The organism is Methylobacterium sp. 1030 (genome assembly GCF_040544715.1).
Lineage (GTDB): Bacteria > Pseudomonadota > Alphaproteobacteria > Rhizobiales > Beijerinckiaceae > Methylobacterium.
The window spans coordinates 58,094-74,559 of sequence record NZ_JBEPKM010000001.1 but is presented as its reverse complement, the minus strand read 5'-3'; the positions used below and the strand labels follow the sequence as shown (position 1 = coordinate 74,559).

Below are 16,466 nucleotides of genomic sequence, written 5' to 3'. Positions count from 1 at the left end.
TCGCGCCGCCGGAACTGCCGGCACAACGCGCCAGGAGCCGGTTCGGCACCAAGCGCCCGCGACGATCAGCCCGCGTGGGCGCCGCGCAGGGCCTGGTCGAGATCGCCGTACAGGTCGTCCGTGTCCTCGATGCCGGTGGACAGGCGCAGCAGGTCCGGCGGGCAGGGGCTGCCCGGGCCTTCCACCGAGGCGCGGTGCTCGATGAGGCTCTCGACGCCGCCGAGCGAGGTCGCCCGCTTCCAGAGCCGCACCCGCGCCGCCGTGGCGATGGCGCCGGCCTCGCCGCCGGCGACCCGGATCGACAGCATGAAGCCGAACCCGTCCCGCATCTGCCGGCAGGCGACCGCGTGGCCGGGATCGTCCGGAAGGCCCGGGTAGAGGACGCGGGTCACGTGCGGGTGCCCGCTCAGGCGCCCGGCGAGGCGCAGGGCGCCCGCCGCCTGCGCGGCCGCCCGCAGGTGCAGGGTCCGGAGCGAGCGCATCAGCAGGTAGGCCTCGAACGGCCCGAGGATGCCGCCGCTACCGGCGCGGATCCCCCGGATCCGTTCCCAGAACGCGTCGGCCCGCGCGCCCGCCAGCACGCCCGCCACCACGTCGGAATGGCCGTTGAGGATCTTGGTGGCCGAGTGCATCACGATGTCGGCGCCGAGTTCCAGGGGCCGCGTGTGCACCGGCGAGGCGGCCGTGGAATCCACGGCCAGCCGCGCCCCCGCCGCGTGGGCGATCTCGGCCGCCGCGGCGATGTCGGTGACCGTCCAGAGCGGGTTGCCGGGGGTCTCGATCCAGACGAGCTTGGTCCGGCCGGGCTCGATCACGGCGCGCAGGGCGTCCGCATCGTCCGTGTCCACGAAACTCAGTGTGAGGCCGCGCCGGGGCGCCTCCTCGCGCAGCCAGCGCTTCAGCGCCCAGTACATGACCGTGCCGGCGACCACGTGGTCGCCGGGCTCCAGCGCGCCGAACACCGCGGTCGCCGCCGCCATCCCCGAGCCGAACAGCAGCGCGCCGGCGGCGGCGCCCTCCAGCATCGCCAGGACCGACTCCGCCTCGCGCACCGTGGCGTTGTCCGGCCGCGCGTAGCTGTAGCCGGAGCTGTAGCCGTTGTCGGGATCGCGGATGAAGGTGGTGGCGACGTGGAGCGGCATCACCACCGCCCGCGTCTCCGGCTCGATCCGCCCCATGGCCTGGGCGGCGAGGCTCCGGCGCGTGTATTCCGGCTCGGCGTCGCTCCGGGTATCCGACGGACCCTGCGGCGCGTAAGGCTGTGACATCTGGCGATTCTCGGCGGATGGAGACGGGCGCGTGCCACGGCGCGCGGGTGCCGGCAAGCCGCGCCACATGCCGGGCCACATGCCGCGCCACATGCCGCGCCCCGTGGAGACAGACGATCATGACCGCCGCCACACAGGTCCCCGAGGGATCGCCCCTGCCGCGCTGGCTGCGCCTCGCCGCCGCGATCCTGCCCGTCGCGGCCACGGCCGCCGTCGGCTCGGTGTCGACCCAGGCGGAGATCCCGGGCTGGTACGCGAGCCTGAACAAGCCGGCCTTCAACCCGCCGAACTGGGTGTTCCCGGTCGCCTGGACGATCCTCTACACGATGATCGCGGTCTCGCTCTGGCGCCTGCTCGGCGCCATGCCGCGCACGGGACCGAGCCGCCAGGGCTGGTGGCTCGCCCTCGCGGCGTTCGTGGTGCAGATCGCGCTCAACGCCGCCTGGACGCCGGTCTTCTTCACCGCCCACGCGATCGGCGCCGGCCTGATCGTCGTCGCGATGCTGCTGGTGATGGTGCTCTGGACGATCCGGCTGACCTGGCGGTTCGACCGGCTCGCGGCGTGGCTCCTCGTCCCCTACACGGCCTGGGTCGCCTTCGCGACGCTCCTCAACGCCGCGATCCTGCGGATGAACTGATTTCCAATTCCGGTTCGGTTTCCTTCCGTCATCGCGAGCGAAGCGACCCAGTGCAGCGTTACCTCGGTCGGCGTGGCGCAACTGGATTGCTTCGCTGCGCTCGCAAGGACGGTCAGGGCAATCCGGACGCCGTCAGGCGTACGGATCAGTGCAGGTCCTTCGTGAACGCCGCGAAGGCGCGCGGATCTCAGGACACGTGCTCGGGCTTCTCCTCGCCGGCCGGCTTGCCGTCGTCGCGCGCGCGGTGCAGCAGGAAGATCGCGAACACCATCGTGAGGATCAGCCCCGCCAGCACGCCGAGCTCGATCATCGAGGCCTGGAACAGCGCCTGCTTCTCCGGCGACCAGTCCTTGGCGTGCATGATCTCCGACGATTGCAGGGTGATCACCAGAACCCGCCGGATCGAGGCGATCAGCCCGACGATCAGGAACGGCTCGCAGGTCAGCGTCCCCGACCGCATCGAGACCCGGACCGTGTGCAGGATCTCGATCAGCATCAGCAGGAACAGCAGCCGGTCGATCACCTCCAGGATCTGCTGCGCGCCGCCGAGCGCCCGCATCGCCTCCCAGGTCATCCCGGCGGCCTCGATCAGCGCCACGAGGGCGGTGAGCGCCAGCAGGATGCCGAGGGCCGCGTAGATCGCGTGCTCGGTGTGCAGGAAGATCGCGCTGGCGACCTTCGTCAGGCGTCCCTGGTCTTCTGAGTGTTCCGACATCATTCCCCCCTGGAATGCGCCGAGACGATCAGCTTCCGGACCGCGCGTCCAGCCCGGCGACGCTTGTGCTCGATCGATCGGGATCGGGGGTGGCGTTACGTCGCTGCCGGCGGCCGGGGCCGCTCAGTGGAAGAACGGCAGGGCGTGCGGCGCGAGGTAGCCGAAGCCGAGCAGCGCCGCCCCGGCGAGGCCCAGGAAGCCGCCGGCGAAGACCAGCAGGCTGATCCCGGTGATGACCTCGGCCGAGGCCAGCACGATCCCGATCTGGAAGGCCGCCGAGGCCAGCTCGTAGTGGTGGTAGCGCAGCAGCGCGAGGTCGCGCCGGCCCTCCGAGGCGCGGGCCTTCTCGGACAGCTCCTTGCGGCCCTCGCCGGTCGACGGCTCTGAATCCCAGCGTGCCAGCGTCTTCGACCACTCGGCGCGCTTGGCGGCGATGGCCTCCTGGTTCGGTCCCGGGGGCACCAGCGCCAGGGCCTCGTCGGCGGTCTTGAGCACCGTCGCGCGGATCGTGCGGGCCTGGAAATAGGCCCACTGGTTCGCGGCCTCGACGTTGGCGCCGATCGAATCCGTCTGGGACGCCTTGCCCAGTGTCTCGCTGAACGCGAGGAACAGCGCCAGCACCGAGATCAGCAGCGCCACGCGCTTGTTCGACCCCTCGACCGCCCCGTGACCACCCGACATCGTCTCGCTCGTCTCCGTTGATTCGGCGGGGCCGAGTCACAGCCCATCGCGGCGCGCGACGCAATCCGCGACACCGATCCGGCACCCGCTCTCCGCGCCGACCCGCTCTACTCCGCGGCGATCCGCGGCGGCGGCGGGTGCCCGTCATTGGCCGGATGGGCCGGATCGAAGACGGAGGCATCCTCCGGATCGTCGCGCTCGCCGATGAAGCGGCCGAACAGCCGCGTCAGCAGGCGGGACAGGTCGTCCATCAGCACGAAGATTGCCGGCACGAAGACGAGCGACAGCACCGTCGAGACGATCAGGCCGCCGATCACCGCCACCGCCATGGGCGAGCGGAACTCGCCGCCGATTCCGTAGGCCATCGCGGAGGGGACCATGCCGGCCGCCATGGCGATGGTGGTCATCACGATCGGCCGGGCGCGCTTGCGGCCGGCATCGACGATCGCGACGTTCCGGTCGACGCCGGCGCGGATCTGCTCGACGGCGAAATCCACCAGCATGATGGCGTTCTTGGTCACGACGCCCATCAGCATCAGGATGCCGATCACCACCGGCATCGAGATCGGCATGTGGCAGATCAGGAGCGCCAGGATCGCGCCGCCGATGGAGAGCGGCAGCGAGAACAGGATGGTCAGCGGCTGCAGGAAGTTGCCGAACAGCAGGATCAGCACGCCGAAGACCATCATCAGGCCGGCGCCCATGGCCAGCGCGAATCCCTCGAAGACCTCGCCCATCACCTCGGCGTCGCCGGTCTGGCTGATCGTGACGCCGGGCGGCAGGTTCTTGGCGGTCGGCAGGTTCATCACCTGGCCGATCAGCGCGGCGAGCGCGTCGGTGCCCTGCATGTCGCCCTCGAGCGCGACGCGCACGGCGCGGTCGTAGCGGTCGATGCCGGTCGGGCCCTGGCCGAGGCTGATGTCGGCCACGGTCGCGAGCGGCACGGCCGTCCCGCCCTTCACCGGCACCTTCAGGGTCTCGAGGTCGGAGAGCCGGCCGCGCACGCTCTCGGGGAGCTGCACGCGGATCGGGATCTGCCGGTCCGTGGCGTTGAACTTGGCGAGGTTCATGCCGATGTCGCCGATCGTCCCGACCCGCACGGTCTCGGCGATGGTGTCGGTGCTGACGCCGAGATCGGCCGCCACGGCGGGCTTCGGCCGGATCCGGACCTCGGTCCGGTCGAGGGGGGCCGTCGACATGACGTTGACGAGGTGCGGGACCTGCTGGGCCTCGCGCTGGAGCTTGGCCGCCGTCTCGGCCACCACGGCCTTGTCGGGGCCGGCGATGATCAGCGCGAGGTCGCGCTGGCCGCCCTCGCGCAGGGCCCAGAAGCGCAGGTCCGGCTCCTCCCGGAGGATCGCCGCGACCTCGGCGTCGATCTGCTTCTGCGTCTTGTCGCGGCTGTTCTTCGGCGTGAGGTTGATGGTGAGGCTCGCGAGGCGCACCTCCTTCTTGGCCGGCAGCTGGCGGCCGCCGTCCACGAACACGCTCTTCACCTCGGGCAGCGCGCGGATCTTCTCCTCGATGCGGTCGGTGACCCGGACCGTGTCCTGGAGCCGGGCGCCCGGCGGCAGCTCGACCACGAACAGGGTGCGGGCCTGGTCCTCCGCCGGCAGGAAGCCCGCGGGCAGCAGGCCCGTGGAGGCGATGGAGCCGGCGAAGCACGCGAGGCCGAGCACCAGCGTGATGAACTTGTGCCGGACCGACCACGCCACGAGGCGGGTGTAGCCGCGCATGACGACGCCGTCCCGCTCGTGGTCCGGCCCGTGGTCGCGCAGGAAGTAGGCGGCGAGCAGCGGCGTGATCAGGCGCGCCACGAGCAGCGACATGAACACCGCGGCCGCGATGGTCAGGCCGAACTGCTTGAAGTACTGGCCGGCGATGCCGCCCATGAACGACACCGGCGAGAAGATCGCGATGATCGTCGCGGTGATGGCGATGACCGCGAGGCCGATCTCGTCCGCGGCCTCGAGCGACGCGCGGTAGGGCGATTTCCCCATCCGCATGTGCCGGACGATGTTCTCGATCTCCACGATCGCGTCGTCCACCAGGATGCCGGTGACGAGCGTGATCGCCAGCAGGCTGACGGCGTTGAGCGAGAAGCCCAGGGCGCTCATCACCCAGAAGGTCGGCAGCACCGAGAGCGGCAGCGCCACCGCGGCGATCAGGGTCGCGCGCCAGTCGCGCAGGAACAGCAGCACCACCACGACGGCGAGGAGGGCCCCCTCGATCAGGCCCATCATGGCCGAGTGGTAGTTGCCGATCGTGTTGACGACGCTGGTGTCGATCAGGTCGAACCGCACGTTGGGATTGGCCGCGTGCAGCGCCGCGATCTTCTTGGCGACGCCCACCGACACGTCGGCGTCGCTGGCGCCGCTGGCGCGGGAGATCGCGAAGGCGACCACCGGCTCGCCATTGAAGCGCGCGAAGGTGCGGGGCTCCTCGGCGGTGTCCGATAGGGTCGCGAGCTCGTCGAGGCGGACCTTGCGGTTGCCCGGCACCACGATGGAGGTCTTGGCGAGCGTCTCGAGACTCGCCGAGGCGGCCAGCGCTCGGATGGACTGCTCCTGGCCGCCGACCTCGGCCCGGCCGCCGGCCATGTCGGCCGAGGTCAGGCGCAGCTGCCGGTTCACGTCCGCGGCGGTGATGCCCAGCGCCAGCAGGCGGTCGGGCTTCAGGGTGACGCGGATCTCGCGGGCGACGCCGCCGAGGCGCTCGACGCCGCCGACGCCCTTCACGCTCTGCAAGCCCCGGGCGACGACGTCGTCCACGAACCACGACAGGTCCTCGGGCGTCATGGCGGGTGCTGAGGCGCCGTAGACCATGATCGGCAGGCCGGCGATCTCCACGCGCGAGACGATCGGCTCGTCGATCGTCCGCGGCAGGTTCTGGCGGATCTTGGCGATCGCGTCCTTGACGTCGTTGGTCGCCCGATCCTGGTTCACCTCCAGGCGGAACTCGATCGTGGTGGTGGAGGTGCCCTCCGTGATCGTCGAGAGGATGTGCTTGACGCCCTTCACGCCGGCGACCGAATCCTCGACCCACTTGGTGACCTGGGTCTGAAGCTCGGCGGGCGCGGCGCCCGACTGGGTGATCGTCACCGAGACGATCGGGATGTCGATGTTGGGGAACCGGGTGATCGGCAGCGCGCGGAAGCTCACCAGCCCGAGGATCATCAGGACCAGGAACAGGACCACCGAGGGCAGGGGCCTTCGGATCGCCCAGGCGGAGACGTTGAGGCGCATGGCCGGATCCTTCGACTCGTCCTACCGCGGGGCCGCGTCGGCGATCGGCGTGCTGGTGGGCGCCGGCACGGGGCGCACCCGGTCGCCGTCGCGCAGGAAGCTCCCCGCGCGGGCCACGACGCTCTCGCCGGCCGCGACGCCGGAGCGGAGCTCGGTGAAGCCGTCGGCCGAGAGCCCCGCGGCCACGGGCCGCGCCTCGACGCGCCCGTCCTTCACCACGAGGACGCTGGCGCGGCCGTCGGCCGCGTAGAGCAGGCTGGAGACCGGCACGGCGACGCCGGTGCGGCGCGCGATCTCGACGTTGCCGCGCGCGAAGGCGCCGATGCGCAGGGCCGGATCGTCGCCGAGGCGGATGCGCACCTTGCCGAGCCGCGTGGCCCGGTCGACCTCCGGGTAGACCCGGCGAACCTTGCCGGCGAGGCGGCGGCCGTCATCGAGGTCGAGGCTCGCCGGGTTGCCGACGTGGATGCGCGCCAGCGACGTCTCCGGCACCTCGCCTTCCAACTCGATCTCGCCCCGGGCGATCAGCCGGAACAGCGGCTCGCCCACCGCGGTGGCTGTGGCGCCGATCCGGGCGGTGCGGCGATTGACGATGCCGGCCTCCGGCGCCCGGATATCGGTGCGGGCACGCCGCAGGGCGATCTCGGCGCCGGCCGCCCGGGCGGTGGCGAGGTCGGCCTGGGCCGATTGCAGGCCGCCCCTGGCGGCGGCGAGGCGCCCTTCCGCCCCCTGCGCCGCCGAGACGCGCTGTTCCAGCACGGCCGCGGTTGCGTTCCCGGTCTTGGCGAGCGCCTGGGCCCGCTCCAGCGACTGCTTGGCTTCGACGTTGGCCGCCTCCGCCTGGACGATCTGGCTCTGGGCCTGGACGATGGCCGCCTCGGCCCGGGCGATCGCCGCGGCGTTCGAGGCCTCCTGGGTGACGATCATCTCCAGCGACAGCTTGGCGAGAACCTGTCCCTTGGTGACGCGGTCGCCCTCCTCGACGAGGAGATCGGTGATGCGCAGGCCCTCGACCTCCGGGGAGACGAGGATCTCGTCGCGTGGGACCAGCGTGCCGGTAACGACCGCCCGCTCGACGATCTCGCGGTTCTCGGCCGGGACCACGGTGACGGCGGGCGCGATGGCGGCCGCGTCGGGAACGGCGGCGGTCTCGACGGCCCTGGCCGGCGCCCCGGCGAGGATCGCGAGCCCGCACAGGAGAGTGAGGCGGGGCGCGCGCCAACGGACGGAGTTCACGACGGGGGCCTCGCAATCGGCGCTGGACTGGTATTGCCTCTCCCTCGCTGGGCAGGTCGGCGTTTTCATGGCGAGCCACTCCACCGGAGGTCGAGCATAGCGCCATCCGGCGGGGCCGTCGCCGGGCCTCGCGCCGCAGGTGATCGGGGCGGCCGGAGCGCGGCCGTTCACGGCGCTCAACCTGCAACCAGCCACGAATAGCGACGTTAATAGGCCGATGGTCTTCTCGGGACCGGGGAGGGGTCGATGAGCATTTTCCAGATTAGGCAGACGAAGAGCGGCGCGGTGCTCTGGACGGGGGCGGCCGACGACGAGCAGACGGCCCTCGACGCCATGGCGCGCGAGGCGGGCTATCGCGACTTCTCGTCCCTGCCGGACACGATCCGCGCCGACGGGATCGAGGCCGCGAAGCTCGACCTGATCTCCTGAGTCCGGACATGAGTGCGGACTGAGGCACCCGCGCCGGCGCGGCGACCGCCCGCTCCGTCGCGGCCCGGCCGTTCAGAGATCCGCGATCAGGGTCTGGATCGTCGCGGCGCAGGTCCGGACCGCGTCCGGGTCGTGCAGGCCGCCGATCACCGATGGGTCGATGGCGCGGGCCGCCGCGATGAGGCCAGGCCACGCCGCGGCCGAGGGCCAGCCGGGATGAACGATCGCGGCCCCGAGCCGGGCCAGAGCCTCAGCCTTCTCGGTCTGCTCCCCGTAGGCACGCTCCTCCGGGAGGCAGACGAAACGCTTCCGCTGCGCGGCCGCCAGGGCGACCACGCCGTCGCCGCCGCCGCCCACCAGCAAAGCCGCCCGGGCGACCCGCGCCTCGACGTCCGGGACCCAGCCGTGCAGGTGCAGGTTGCCGGGGACGGCGCCCGAGCCTGATACCGGTCCCAACACGTGCCACGGCCGGTCCGGCACCGCCCGCGCGGCCGCGGCGAGATCCCCGAGGTCGCCCCCCGCGCCGCCGCGGCCGAACACGACCACGATCTCGCGTCCCGCCTCGATCGGGGCCTGCGCCGGCGCGCCCAGGAAGCCCGCGTAGAGCGTCTTGGCCCGGACCCAGTCCGGCACGGCCGCGCCGTCGAGCGCCGCGGGGAAGGGGGCCAGCAGCCGCGTCGCGCCGCGGAAGGCCTCCAGATGCGGCCGGTCGGTCCGCGTCCCCGCGAGCCGCACCACCAGGGTCGGCACCGACAGGAGGCGCGCCAGGAGCGCCACCTCCACCGAGACGTCGACGACCAGGAGGGCCGGCTCGGCCCGCTCCGCCCAGGCGGCGATGCGCGCCATCCGCGCGCGGACCCCCGGATGGTTGAGCGGCGCGTAGTGCAGGGCCTCGGGCCGCCCGGTCGCGCCGTCCCGGCCGTCGAAGGCTCCGTCGCCGAGGGGGCGGTCGTCGGGCAGGTCGACGATGTCGAGGCCGGCGGTGTCGAACCCGGCCAGCGTCCCGAGGATCGTGCAGGGCCGGTCCAGGGCGCGGGCGACGGCCCGGGCCCGCTGGAGATGGCCGGCGCCCTGGTGATGGACGTACCAGCCGATGCCCCGGGTCACGCGGCGTCCCTCAGGGACGACGCGAGGGCGTCGAGATCGGCGACCGCCTGGTCGAGGGCGCAGTCCCGCGCCGGCGGGCTGCGCGACTCGAGGATCCGGTCGGCCCGCTCCACGAAGGCGATGTCGTTCGGGCAGGCCCCGACGGCGGCGAGGTCGTCGGCGTCGAGACCGAGCCGTGCGCAGGCCGCGGCGCGGGCCTGCGGGTCGAGGTGGAAGGCCCGGCGCAGGGCCGCGCGGCGCAGGATCAGCGCCTGCCAGTGCGCGGCCTCCGGCAGCAGGTAGGCCTCCCCGTCGAGGACGCGGGTCCGGCGCAGCATCTCGGTGGCCATGCCGCCCGAGACCCGCCCCTGGTGGCGGGACGAGACCAGCACCTGCACGTCCGGGCAGTGGCGCAGGCGCGCGCCGTTGGCGCGCAGCAGCCCGACGAGGGCGTTGTCCTCGCCGCAGGGCAGCGCCGGCAGCCCGCCGACCGCCCGGTACAGGATCGCGGGAACGGCGAGGCTCGCGCCGGTATGGTCGCCGTGACGGGGGGCGGGATCGTAGGGCGGCGGGTCGAGCAGATCCTCCAGGCGTCGGACGCCGGACCAGTAGCGCTCGATGCGCGCGTGCAGGTCCGTCAGGGCGGGGTCCGGCGTGCCGTCGTCGTCGATCACCAGCCGGCCACCGACGATGTCGGCGGCCTCCAGCGCGCGGAGGTTGGCCGCGACCCACTCGGCCGGCAGGCGGGCATCCGCGTCGGTGGTGAGGAGGATGCCGTCCGGCTCCCCGTCCGCCTCCAGCCACTCGGCCCCGGCATCGAGCGCCATGCGCCGCGCCGTGCCGACATGGGCGTCCGCGCCGCCGAGCTCGACCGCGATCAGCCGGAGGGTCAGGGTCGCGAGGATGCCCGAGGCCTCAACGTCCCGCACCGCCTGGACGGTCCCGTCCGTGCAGTTGTTGGCCAGCACCACGACGCGCAGGGGCGCCCGCGCCGAGACGCCGTTCTGCGCGGCCAGGGAGGCGAGCAGGCGCGGCAGGCGCTCGGCCTCGTTCCGGGCGGGGATGCAGACGACGCAGGGCGGTGGGGCCGGATGGTCGGCGTCGGTGGTCATGGCAGGTCTCCCGTGGCACCCTCGTGCGCCGCGGAGGTCGTGGGCGGCCCGTCATGCCGCCGGGCTCCGGGCTCGGGTGCGGATTGCGGCGCGCGGATCCGCGCCGTTCAGCCGCGTCCTCCGGCGACGCGCAGGGCCGGCCGCGCCCGCTCGGCGCAGCGCGCGATCACGGCGTCGTAGGCCTCCAGGTAGCGCCCGGTCATGGCGGCGGCATCGTAGAGCGCCTCGGCGCGGTCGCGACAGGCCCGGCGCGACAGGCCGGCGGCCTCCCGGATCGCCACCGAGAGATCCTGCGGGTCGTCCGGGCGGGCGAGGCGGCCGCAGGACGCGTCCAGGATGTCGGGCATGGCGCCGCGCCGGAAGGCGGCGACCGGCGTGCCGCAGGCCAGGGCCTCCGCCACGACGAGGCCGAAGGGCTCCTCCCAGCGGGGCGAGACGATCGCCACGCGGGCCCGGCCGAGATGATGGGCGAGGTCCCGGTGGGAGAGATGGCCGAGATGCGTCAGGTCCGGCCCGAGACGCGGGGCGATCTCTGCGGCCCAGTAGCCGGGATTGAGCTTGGGACCCGCGAAGGTCAGCGGCAGCCCGGCGGCGCGCGCCGCGTCGATCGCGAGGTGCAGCCCCTTCTCGGGCACGATCCGGCCCGACCAGAAGGCGAAGGGCGTATCGTCGGCAGCGTGTGAGAACGCGAAGGTCGAGAGGTCCACGCCGTTGTCGACCACCTGGGCGCCGGGCACGAGATGCGCCCATTCCTGCGCCAGCGACGGGGACACCGCCAGGAAGGCCATGTCGGGGTCGGCCTGGACGACGCCGCCGACCAGGGAGTCGAAGGGCGGCGTGTGCAGCACGGTGACCCAGGGCAGGCCGAGCCGGGCGCTCTCGCGCAGCGGCAGGGCGTGCAGCGCGTTGTTGTGGACGAGATCGAAGCCTCCGGCCGCGACCATCTCCATCATGCGCCGGTAGGCGTCCTCCTCCTCCCGGTCGATCGCCTCCTCCCGCTCCGGGTCGAGGAGCGCGTCCCCGGTCGGATCGCAGAGCATGACCGGGTCGAGCGCCGGGTCGGACCCGCGGCTCGCGAACAGCGTGACGTCGTGCCCGTGCCGCTTCAGCGCGACGGTCAGGAGATGCGTGTGCATCTCCAGGCCGCCGGCGTAGGGCTGGCCGATCGGGTATTTCAGATGTGCGAGGACAGCGATCTTCACGCGCGCACCGAGTCCGGTTGGGTGGGGATTTCTGCCGCCCGCAGCGGCGCGAAAGGACTTCTTTCCGCAGCGAGGGTGGCGGGGATCATGCCGAATATTTCTTCAACAAGCGTTGCGTTGACGGGGTCCGAGCGACGACGAACGCGACGCTTGCCGGCTTCCTAAGCGCGGCGGCCTGAACCATTGATGATCGACATCCGCGGGTGACCGTTCACGCCGCGGCGCGGCACGCCTCCGGGCTGCCCCGCGGACACGCGGTCGCGGAGCCCCGATCGGCCTGTTAGGCTGCGCGGCCGCGCCGGCCGTGGCGCCGTCAGGGGAGGGGTGTCGATGGGGCTTCCGTTGGGGCTGAGCGTGTTCGCCGTGGGCTTGGCGGTGCTGGCGATCATCACCCTGGCCGCGGGCGTGAAGATCGTGCCCCAGGGCCACGTCTACACGGTGGAGCGCTTCGGCCGCTACGCCCGCAGCCTCGACGCCGGCCTGGGCCTGATCACGCCCTTCGTCGAGCGGATCGGCCGCAAGGTCAACGTGATGGAGCAGGTCATCGACGTGCCGAGCCAGCAGGCCTTCACCCGCGACAATGCCGGCGTCACCATCGACGCGGTGGTGTTCTACCAAGTGCTCGACGCGGCGCGCGCCTCCTACGAGGTCTCGAGCCTCGACCTCGCGGCCACGACCCTGACCATGACCAACATCCGCACCGTGGTCGGCTCGATGGATCTCGACCAGCTCCTCGCCCACCGCGACGAGATCAACGAGCGCCTGCTCCGGGTGATGGACGCGGCGGCCTCGCCCTGGGGCGTCAAGATCAACCGGATCGAGATCAAGGACATCGTGCTCCCGGCCGACCTCGCGGGGGCGATGGCCCGGCAGATGAAGGCCGAGCGCGAGAAGCGCGCCTCGATCTTGGAGGCGGAGGGGCAGCGCGCCGCCGAGATCCTGCGGGCCGAGGGGCGCAAGCAATCGGCGATCCTGGAGGCGGAGGGCCGGCGCGAGGCCGCGTTCCGCGACGCGGAGGCGCGGGAGCGCTCGGCCGAGGCCGAGGCGGCGGCGACCGGGATGGTCAGCCGGGCGATCGCCGAGGGCGACATCGCGGCGGCGAACTTCCTCGTGGCCGAGAAGTACGTCGACGCGGTGCGGGCGATCGCCACCGCGCCGAACCAGCGGGTCGTGGTGGTGCCGATCGAGGCGGCGGCCCTCGCCGGCACGCTCGGCGGCATCGGCGAGCTCACCCGCACGGTCTTCGGCGACGGCGCCGCCGCGCCCCGGCGCACCGGGACCCCGCCGAACGTCGCGGCGCCGCGGGCCTGACGCCGGTGACGCTCGATTCCCTCGCCGGAACCCTCGGGGCCCTCGGGGCGGCCTGGAGCTGGGTCATCGCCGGCCTCGTGCTCGCCGGTGCCGAGATCCTGCTGCCCGGCGTGTTCCTGATCTGGCTCGGCCTCGCCGCCGTCGCGACCGGCCTCGCGGCCGCGGCGCTGCCCATGCCCTGGCAGGGCCAGACCCTGCTGTTCGCCGGTCTCGCCGTCGCCTTGGTGGCGCTCGCGGCCCGCCTCCAGCACCGCGGCAGGCGGGCCGGGCCGGACCTGAACCGCGCCGACCGCGGCCTGATCGGGCGCGAGGGCGTGCTCGACGAGCCGATCGTGCGGGGCGCGGGCCGGATCCGCTTCGACGACACGCTGTGGCGGGTCGAGGGGCCCGACCTGCCCGCCGGTCGCCGGGTGCGCGTCACCGGGATCGGCGGCACGGTCCTGCGGGTGGAGGCGGCCTGAGGACCGCGCCTACCCGAACGCCCCGACCTCGTGCTGGATCATCCCCGAGATCTCCCGCACCTGATCGAACATCCGGCGGATCGGCTGGAACAGGTTGGCGTGCTCCGCCTCGTAGGTGCCGACGTCGCGCGGGCCGGCCGGCTCGCCGAAATTGAGGCCGAGCGTCGGGTCCGGCGTCACCGGGAAGATCGCGTCGAGGAGCTTCAGGCAGCCGTCGATGTCCAGCCGCAGGAAGCGCTCCAGCAGCTGCTCGCGGGAGATGCCCGCCTGCGGCCGGAAGCCCGGGATGTGCACCGCCAGGAACCAGATCCGGTGGATCAGCGCGAGGCGCAGGGCGTGGAGCAGCGTCAGCCGGGCCGACATGGCGGGCAGGTCCGGGGCGGCCGCGCTCAGGGCGAGCCAGTCCCGGGTCAGGCGTCCGAACAGGTTCCGCAGCGCGGGGGCGAGGTCGAGGCGCTCCAGCGCCCCCGAGATCACCACCAGCTCGTCCCGGCGGAAATCCTTCTGGGTGCGCCGCGCCCGCTCCAGCCACACGGCCGGGTCGAGGGTGTCGATGTAGGCCCGTAGCACGTCGAGGTCGCCGACTGAGGCGGCGTGCTGGACCAGCCGGAAGGCCCGGGAGAAGCGCACCGAATCGCGCCGCATCTCGCGGAACAGGTCGGGGCCGCGCTGGGCCGCCCGGCCGATCCCGTGGAGGGAGTTCGCCAGGAAGCCGAGCTGGTGCAGGATCGCGTTGTTGGGGATCGCCCGCATCTGGCGCGGATGGGTGATCCGCGCAGGGCCGCCATTGTCGGTCTGGCGCGCCACCGGGCGCGACCCGGTCCGGTCGATCAGACTCGGGCCGAAGGTGCCGAGGAGCGCCGCGTAGCCCGGGTCGTCGACCAGCGACTCCATGTCCTGGCGGGCTGCGGTGAAGAATTCGAGGGCGAAATCCGGCTCGGCGTAGATCGGGTCGACCTTGCCGTCGGAGGCCCTCGGTCGGTCGTTCAGGGCGTAGTCCGAGAACGAGTCCTCCTCCGTCACGTCGAGCGCGTAGACGTGCTCGGCGATGCGGGCGACGCTGGCGCGCGCCAGCGCCTCGGTGCCGTACAGCAGGTAGCCGTCGGTGCCCTGGAAGCTCGATTCGAGCCGGACGCGGATGCCGGCCTTGCGGGCCCGGTCCCGGGCATCCTCCGGGGCGAGGTAGGCGAGGCGGTCGCGCAGGGAGGTCGGATGCGCGCCGCGCCCGATCGATTCGCCGTGCGTGTCGAAGATCGCGAGCTCGACGTCGGACAGGCCGTTCTGGACCAGCATCTCGGTGATGCGCAGCCGCAGCCGCTCGATCCAGAAGGTCGCCGCGAGCTGGCCGACGTAGCGGCCCGAATCGGAGTAGCCGAACTGCACGGTGAGCCGGCCGATGCGCTTCAGGTACTGCCGCCAGTGCGGGTTGCGCAGGGCGTCGTCGAGCACCCGGATGCCCTGCTCCAGCGCGCTCGCCGTCTCGAACAGCGGCGTGATCTCGAGCTTGTCGGCGATGCCGTAGTGGCGCGCGAGCCAGAGGGCGGCGAGCAGGGTGTAGCCGGTCTCGGTCTCGGCGATGAGGAAGCGCACCGGATGGGTGCCGTCCACGTGCTTGAGGATCTGGGCGATCGTCATCATCAGCCGCGCCGCCGAGGCCCGCTCGGCCGCGAGCGCCCCGAAATCGACCGCCACCGGGCGGACGTCGTTCAGCAGCGTGTGGATCGTCGCGAGGTGCGAGCGGCGGCGGGCCGCGTCGGTGGGCTCGCCCTCCAGGTCGATCACCCGCCGCACCGCGTTGTGGATCTGGCTGGCGTTCAGCCGGAAATGCGGCAGGGCGTTCGACAGGCCGTGCGTCGCGACGCCCGCGCGCAGGACGGCGATCCGGCGCTGGTCGGCCGCGTCGTCGGCGGCCTCCAGGGCCTTGGTCAGCGCGGCGACGAGGGCGCCGGCATCGGTCTGGGCGCGCTCCCGCTCGATGATGAGGGCCAGGGCGAAGCGGTGCACCGCCTCCAGGGACGGCTGGTCGCCGAGGCGCGGCGCCACGGTGAGCTGGCGGTTCACGGCCGCCAGGGCGTTCTCCGCGAGGGCCCGGACCTCGCGGCAGGCGGGGATCTCGGGCAGGTCGCGCATCACCCGGTCGAACTGCATGCGCTTCGAGATCAGCCGGTAGCGCAGGGTGTCCCACCAGCCGATATCGGTGCGCCCGTCGGTGTCGCAGCCGACCCAGCTGGCGATGGCGAAGGGGCGGGGCGTCAGCTCGGTCCAGCGGTCGGGCCAGCGGGCGCGGGCGGCGTCGAGCAGGGCGCCGTTGAAGGCGTCGAGGGCGAGCCGGCCGTTATTGGCCGCCGCGCAGGCCTGCTCGAACTCGACATCCAGGGTGATCGGCGCGTCCGGCCGGGTCGACAGGGCCGCCGCGCGCGCGACCAGCCCTGCGCGGTCCCTGGCGTCGGGCAGGCTCGCGGCCTCGGCGAGGAGGCCCGCGACGGCTCGGGGCATGCCGAAGGTGGGGTGGGCCGTGAACACCACCGCGAAGGCGGTGCGGTGGATCAGGGCCGCGAAGGCCTCGACGCCGTCCGGCCGGTCGGGTGCCGCCGCCACGAGCCGCGCGGGGATCGCCGCCTGCGGATCCTCCGGCCCGGCATCGAGCCCGACATAGGCCCGCAGCCGTTCCGCCCGCGCCGCCAGCGCTGCGGCACGCAGGCGCACGAACAGGCCGTCCAGGTCGCCCGTCGAGATCTCGTTCCGGTCGAAGCGCCGGGTGATCGCCAGGGTCACCGCCAGGACGGGATTGCGGAACGGGTCCTCCCGGGCCTGATCCCGGGCGGCCTCGATCAGTCCGAGGAGGTGCGCCTCCAGTTCCTCGGGCTCGCGGCTCGGCTCGTGCTGCATCGGTCGGTCCCGGCTCCGGTCTGCCCGCATCTACCCGGTCCGCCGGCCCACGCAAGGAGCGTTCCGCACGTGACCCGGGACTGATCGGCTACTGACCGAGGACGTGACCGGGGACGTGACCGGGGACGTGACCGGGGACGTGACGGGGAACACAACCGCGACGCGGCGGGGCGATATCGACGATGGGATGGGG

General features: G+C 72.9%; 13 protein-coding genes. 4 read left to right on the top strand and 9 right to left on the bottom strand.

The window, feature by feature from the left end:
* Positions 1–65 precede the first annotated feature (65 nt).
* Positions 66–1,268, bottom strand: a complete 1,203-nt coding sequence (locus ABIC30_RS00295) for a trans-sulfuration enzyme family protein (RefSeq protein WP_020090793.1) — start codon at positions 1,266–1,268, stop codon at positions 66–68.
* Positions 1,269–1,387: 119 nt separating this feature from the next.
* On the opposite strand from ABIC30_RS00295, the gene ABIC30_RS00290 reads away from it, so the two are divergent.
* A complete protein-coding gene (locus ABIC30_RS00290; RefSeq protein WP_020090792.1) occupies positions 1,388–1,906 on the top strand; it encodes a TspO/MBR family protein in 519 nt (172 codons plus the stop codon).
* 187 nt (positions 1,907–2,093) lie between these two features.
* Here the strand turns inward: ABIC30_RS00290 and ABIC30_RS00285 are convergent, their stop codons facing one another.
* The 4 genes from ABIC30_RS00285 to ABIC30_RS00270 all read right to left on the bottom strand — a co-directional run bounded on the left by ABIC30_RS00285 (position 2,094) and on the right by ABIC30_RS00270 (position 7,852).
* Positions 2,094–2,621: a phosphate-starvation-inducible PsiE family protein gene (locus ABIC30_RS00285; protein WP_043712027.1), complete on the bottom strand. Its 528-nt coding sequence runs from the start codon at positions 2,619–2,621 to the stop codon at positions 2,094–2,096.
* 123 nt (positions 2,622–2,744) lie between these two features.
* Positions 2,745–3,302 carry a DUF4337 domain-containing protein gene (locus ABIC30_RS00280; RefSeq protein ID WP_020090790.1) on the bottom strand — a complete coding sequence of 186 codons (558 nt, stop codon included), beginning with the start codon at positions 3,300–3,302 and terminating at the stop codon, positions 2,745–2,747.
* 107 nt (positions 3,303–3,409) lie between these two features.
* Positions 3,410–6,547 carry an efflux RND transporter permease subunit gene (locus tag ABIC30_RS00275; RefSeq protein WP_020090789.1) on the bottom strand — a complete coding sequence of 1,046 codons (3,138 nt, stop codon included), beginning with the start codon at positions 6,545–6,547 and terminating at the stop codon, positions 3,410–3,412.
* A 21-nt stretch (positions 6,548–6,568) separates the two neighbouring features.
* Positions 6,569–7,852 (bottom strand): efflux RND transporter periplasmic adaptor subunit, encoded by a 1,284-nt coding sequence (locus ABIC30_RS00270; RefSeq protein WP_081636434.1) that lies wholly within the window; start codon positions 7,850–7,852, stop codon positions 6,569–6,571.
* 177 nt (positions 7,853–8,029) lie between these two features.
* On the opposite strand from ABIC30_RS00270, the gene ABIC30_RS00265 reads away from it, so the two are divergent.
* A complete protein-coding gene (locus ABIC30_RS00265) occupies positions 8,030–8,212 on the top strand; it encodes a hypothetical protein (protein WP_020090787.1) in 183 nt (60 codons plus the stop codon).
* 72 nt (positions 8,213–8,284) lie between these two features.
* Here the strand turns inward: ABIC30_RS00265 and ABIC30_RS00260 are convergent, their stop codons facing one another.
* From ABIC30_RS00260 to ABIC30_RS00250, 3 genes are all read right to left on the bottom strand, one after another.
* Entirely contained in the window at positions 8,285–9,319 is a 1,035-nt protein-coding gene (locus ABIC30_RS00260) for a glycosyl transferase (RefSeq protein WP_020090786.1), read from the bottom strand.
* Positions 9,316–10,410, bottom strand: a complete 1,095-nt coding sequence (locus tag ABIC30_RS00255; protein WP_020090785.1) for a glycosyltransferase family 2 protein — start codon at positions 10,408–10,410, stop codon at positions 9,316–9,318. The genes ABIC30_RS00260 and ABIC30_RS00255 overlap by 4 nt, the downstream gene beginning before the upstream one ends.
* 107 nt (positions 10,411–10,517) lie before the next feature.
* Positions 10,518–11,612 carry a glycosyltransferase family 4 protein gene (locus ABIC30_RS00250; protein ID WP_020090784.1) on the bottom strand — a complete coding sequence of 365 codons (1,095 nt, stop codon included), beginning with the start codon at positions 11,610–11,612 and terminating at the stop codon, positions 10,518–10,520.
* A 330-nt stretch (positions 11,613–11,942) separates the two neighbouring features.
* On the opposite strand from ABIC30_RS00250, the gene ABIC30_RS00245 reads away from it, so the two are divergent.
* Both ABIC30_RS00245 and ABIC30_RS00240 read left to right on the top strand, forming a co-directional pair.
* Positions 11,943–12,923, top strand: coding sequence for an SPFH domain-containing protein (locus ABIC30_RS00245; protein ID WP_056531508.1), 981 nt, complete (start codon positions 11,943–11,945; stop codon positions 12,921–12,923).
* Between the two features lie 5 nt (positions 12,924–12,928).
* On the top strand, positions 12,929–13,384 hold the full coding sequence (locus ABIC30_RS00240) for an NfeD family protein (RefSeq protein WP_056531510.1): 456 nt from the start codon (positions 12,929–12,931) through the stop codon (positions 13,382–13,384).
* A 9-nt stretch (positions 13,385–13,393) separates the two neighbouring features.
* Here ABIC30_RS00240 and ABIC30_RS00235 read toward each other — a convergent pair whose 3' ends face one another.
* The gene (locus tag ABIC30_RS00235; RefSeq protein WP_234081962.1) at positions 13,394–16,273 is read right to left on the bottom strand and encodes a phosphoenolpyruvate carboxylase; all 2,880 of its coding nucleotides are present in this window, start codon (positions 16,271–16,273) and stop codon (positions 13,394–13,396) included.
* Positions 16,274–16,466 lie beyond the last annotated feature (193 nt).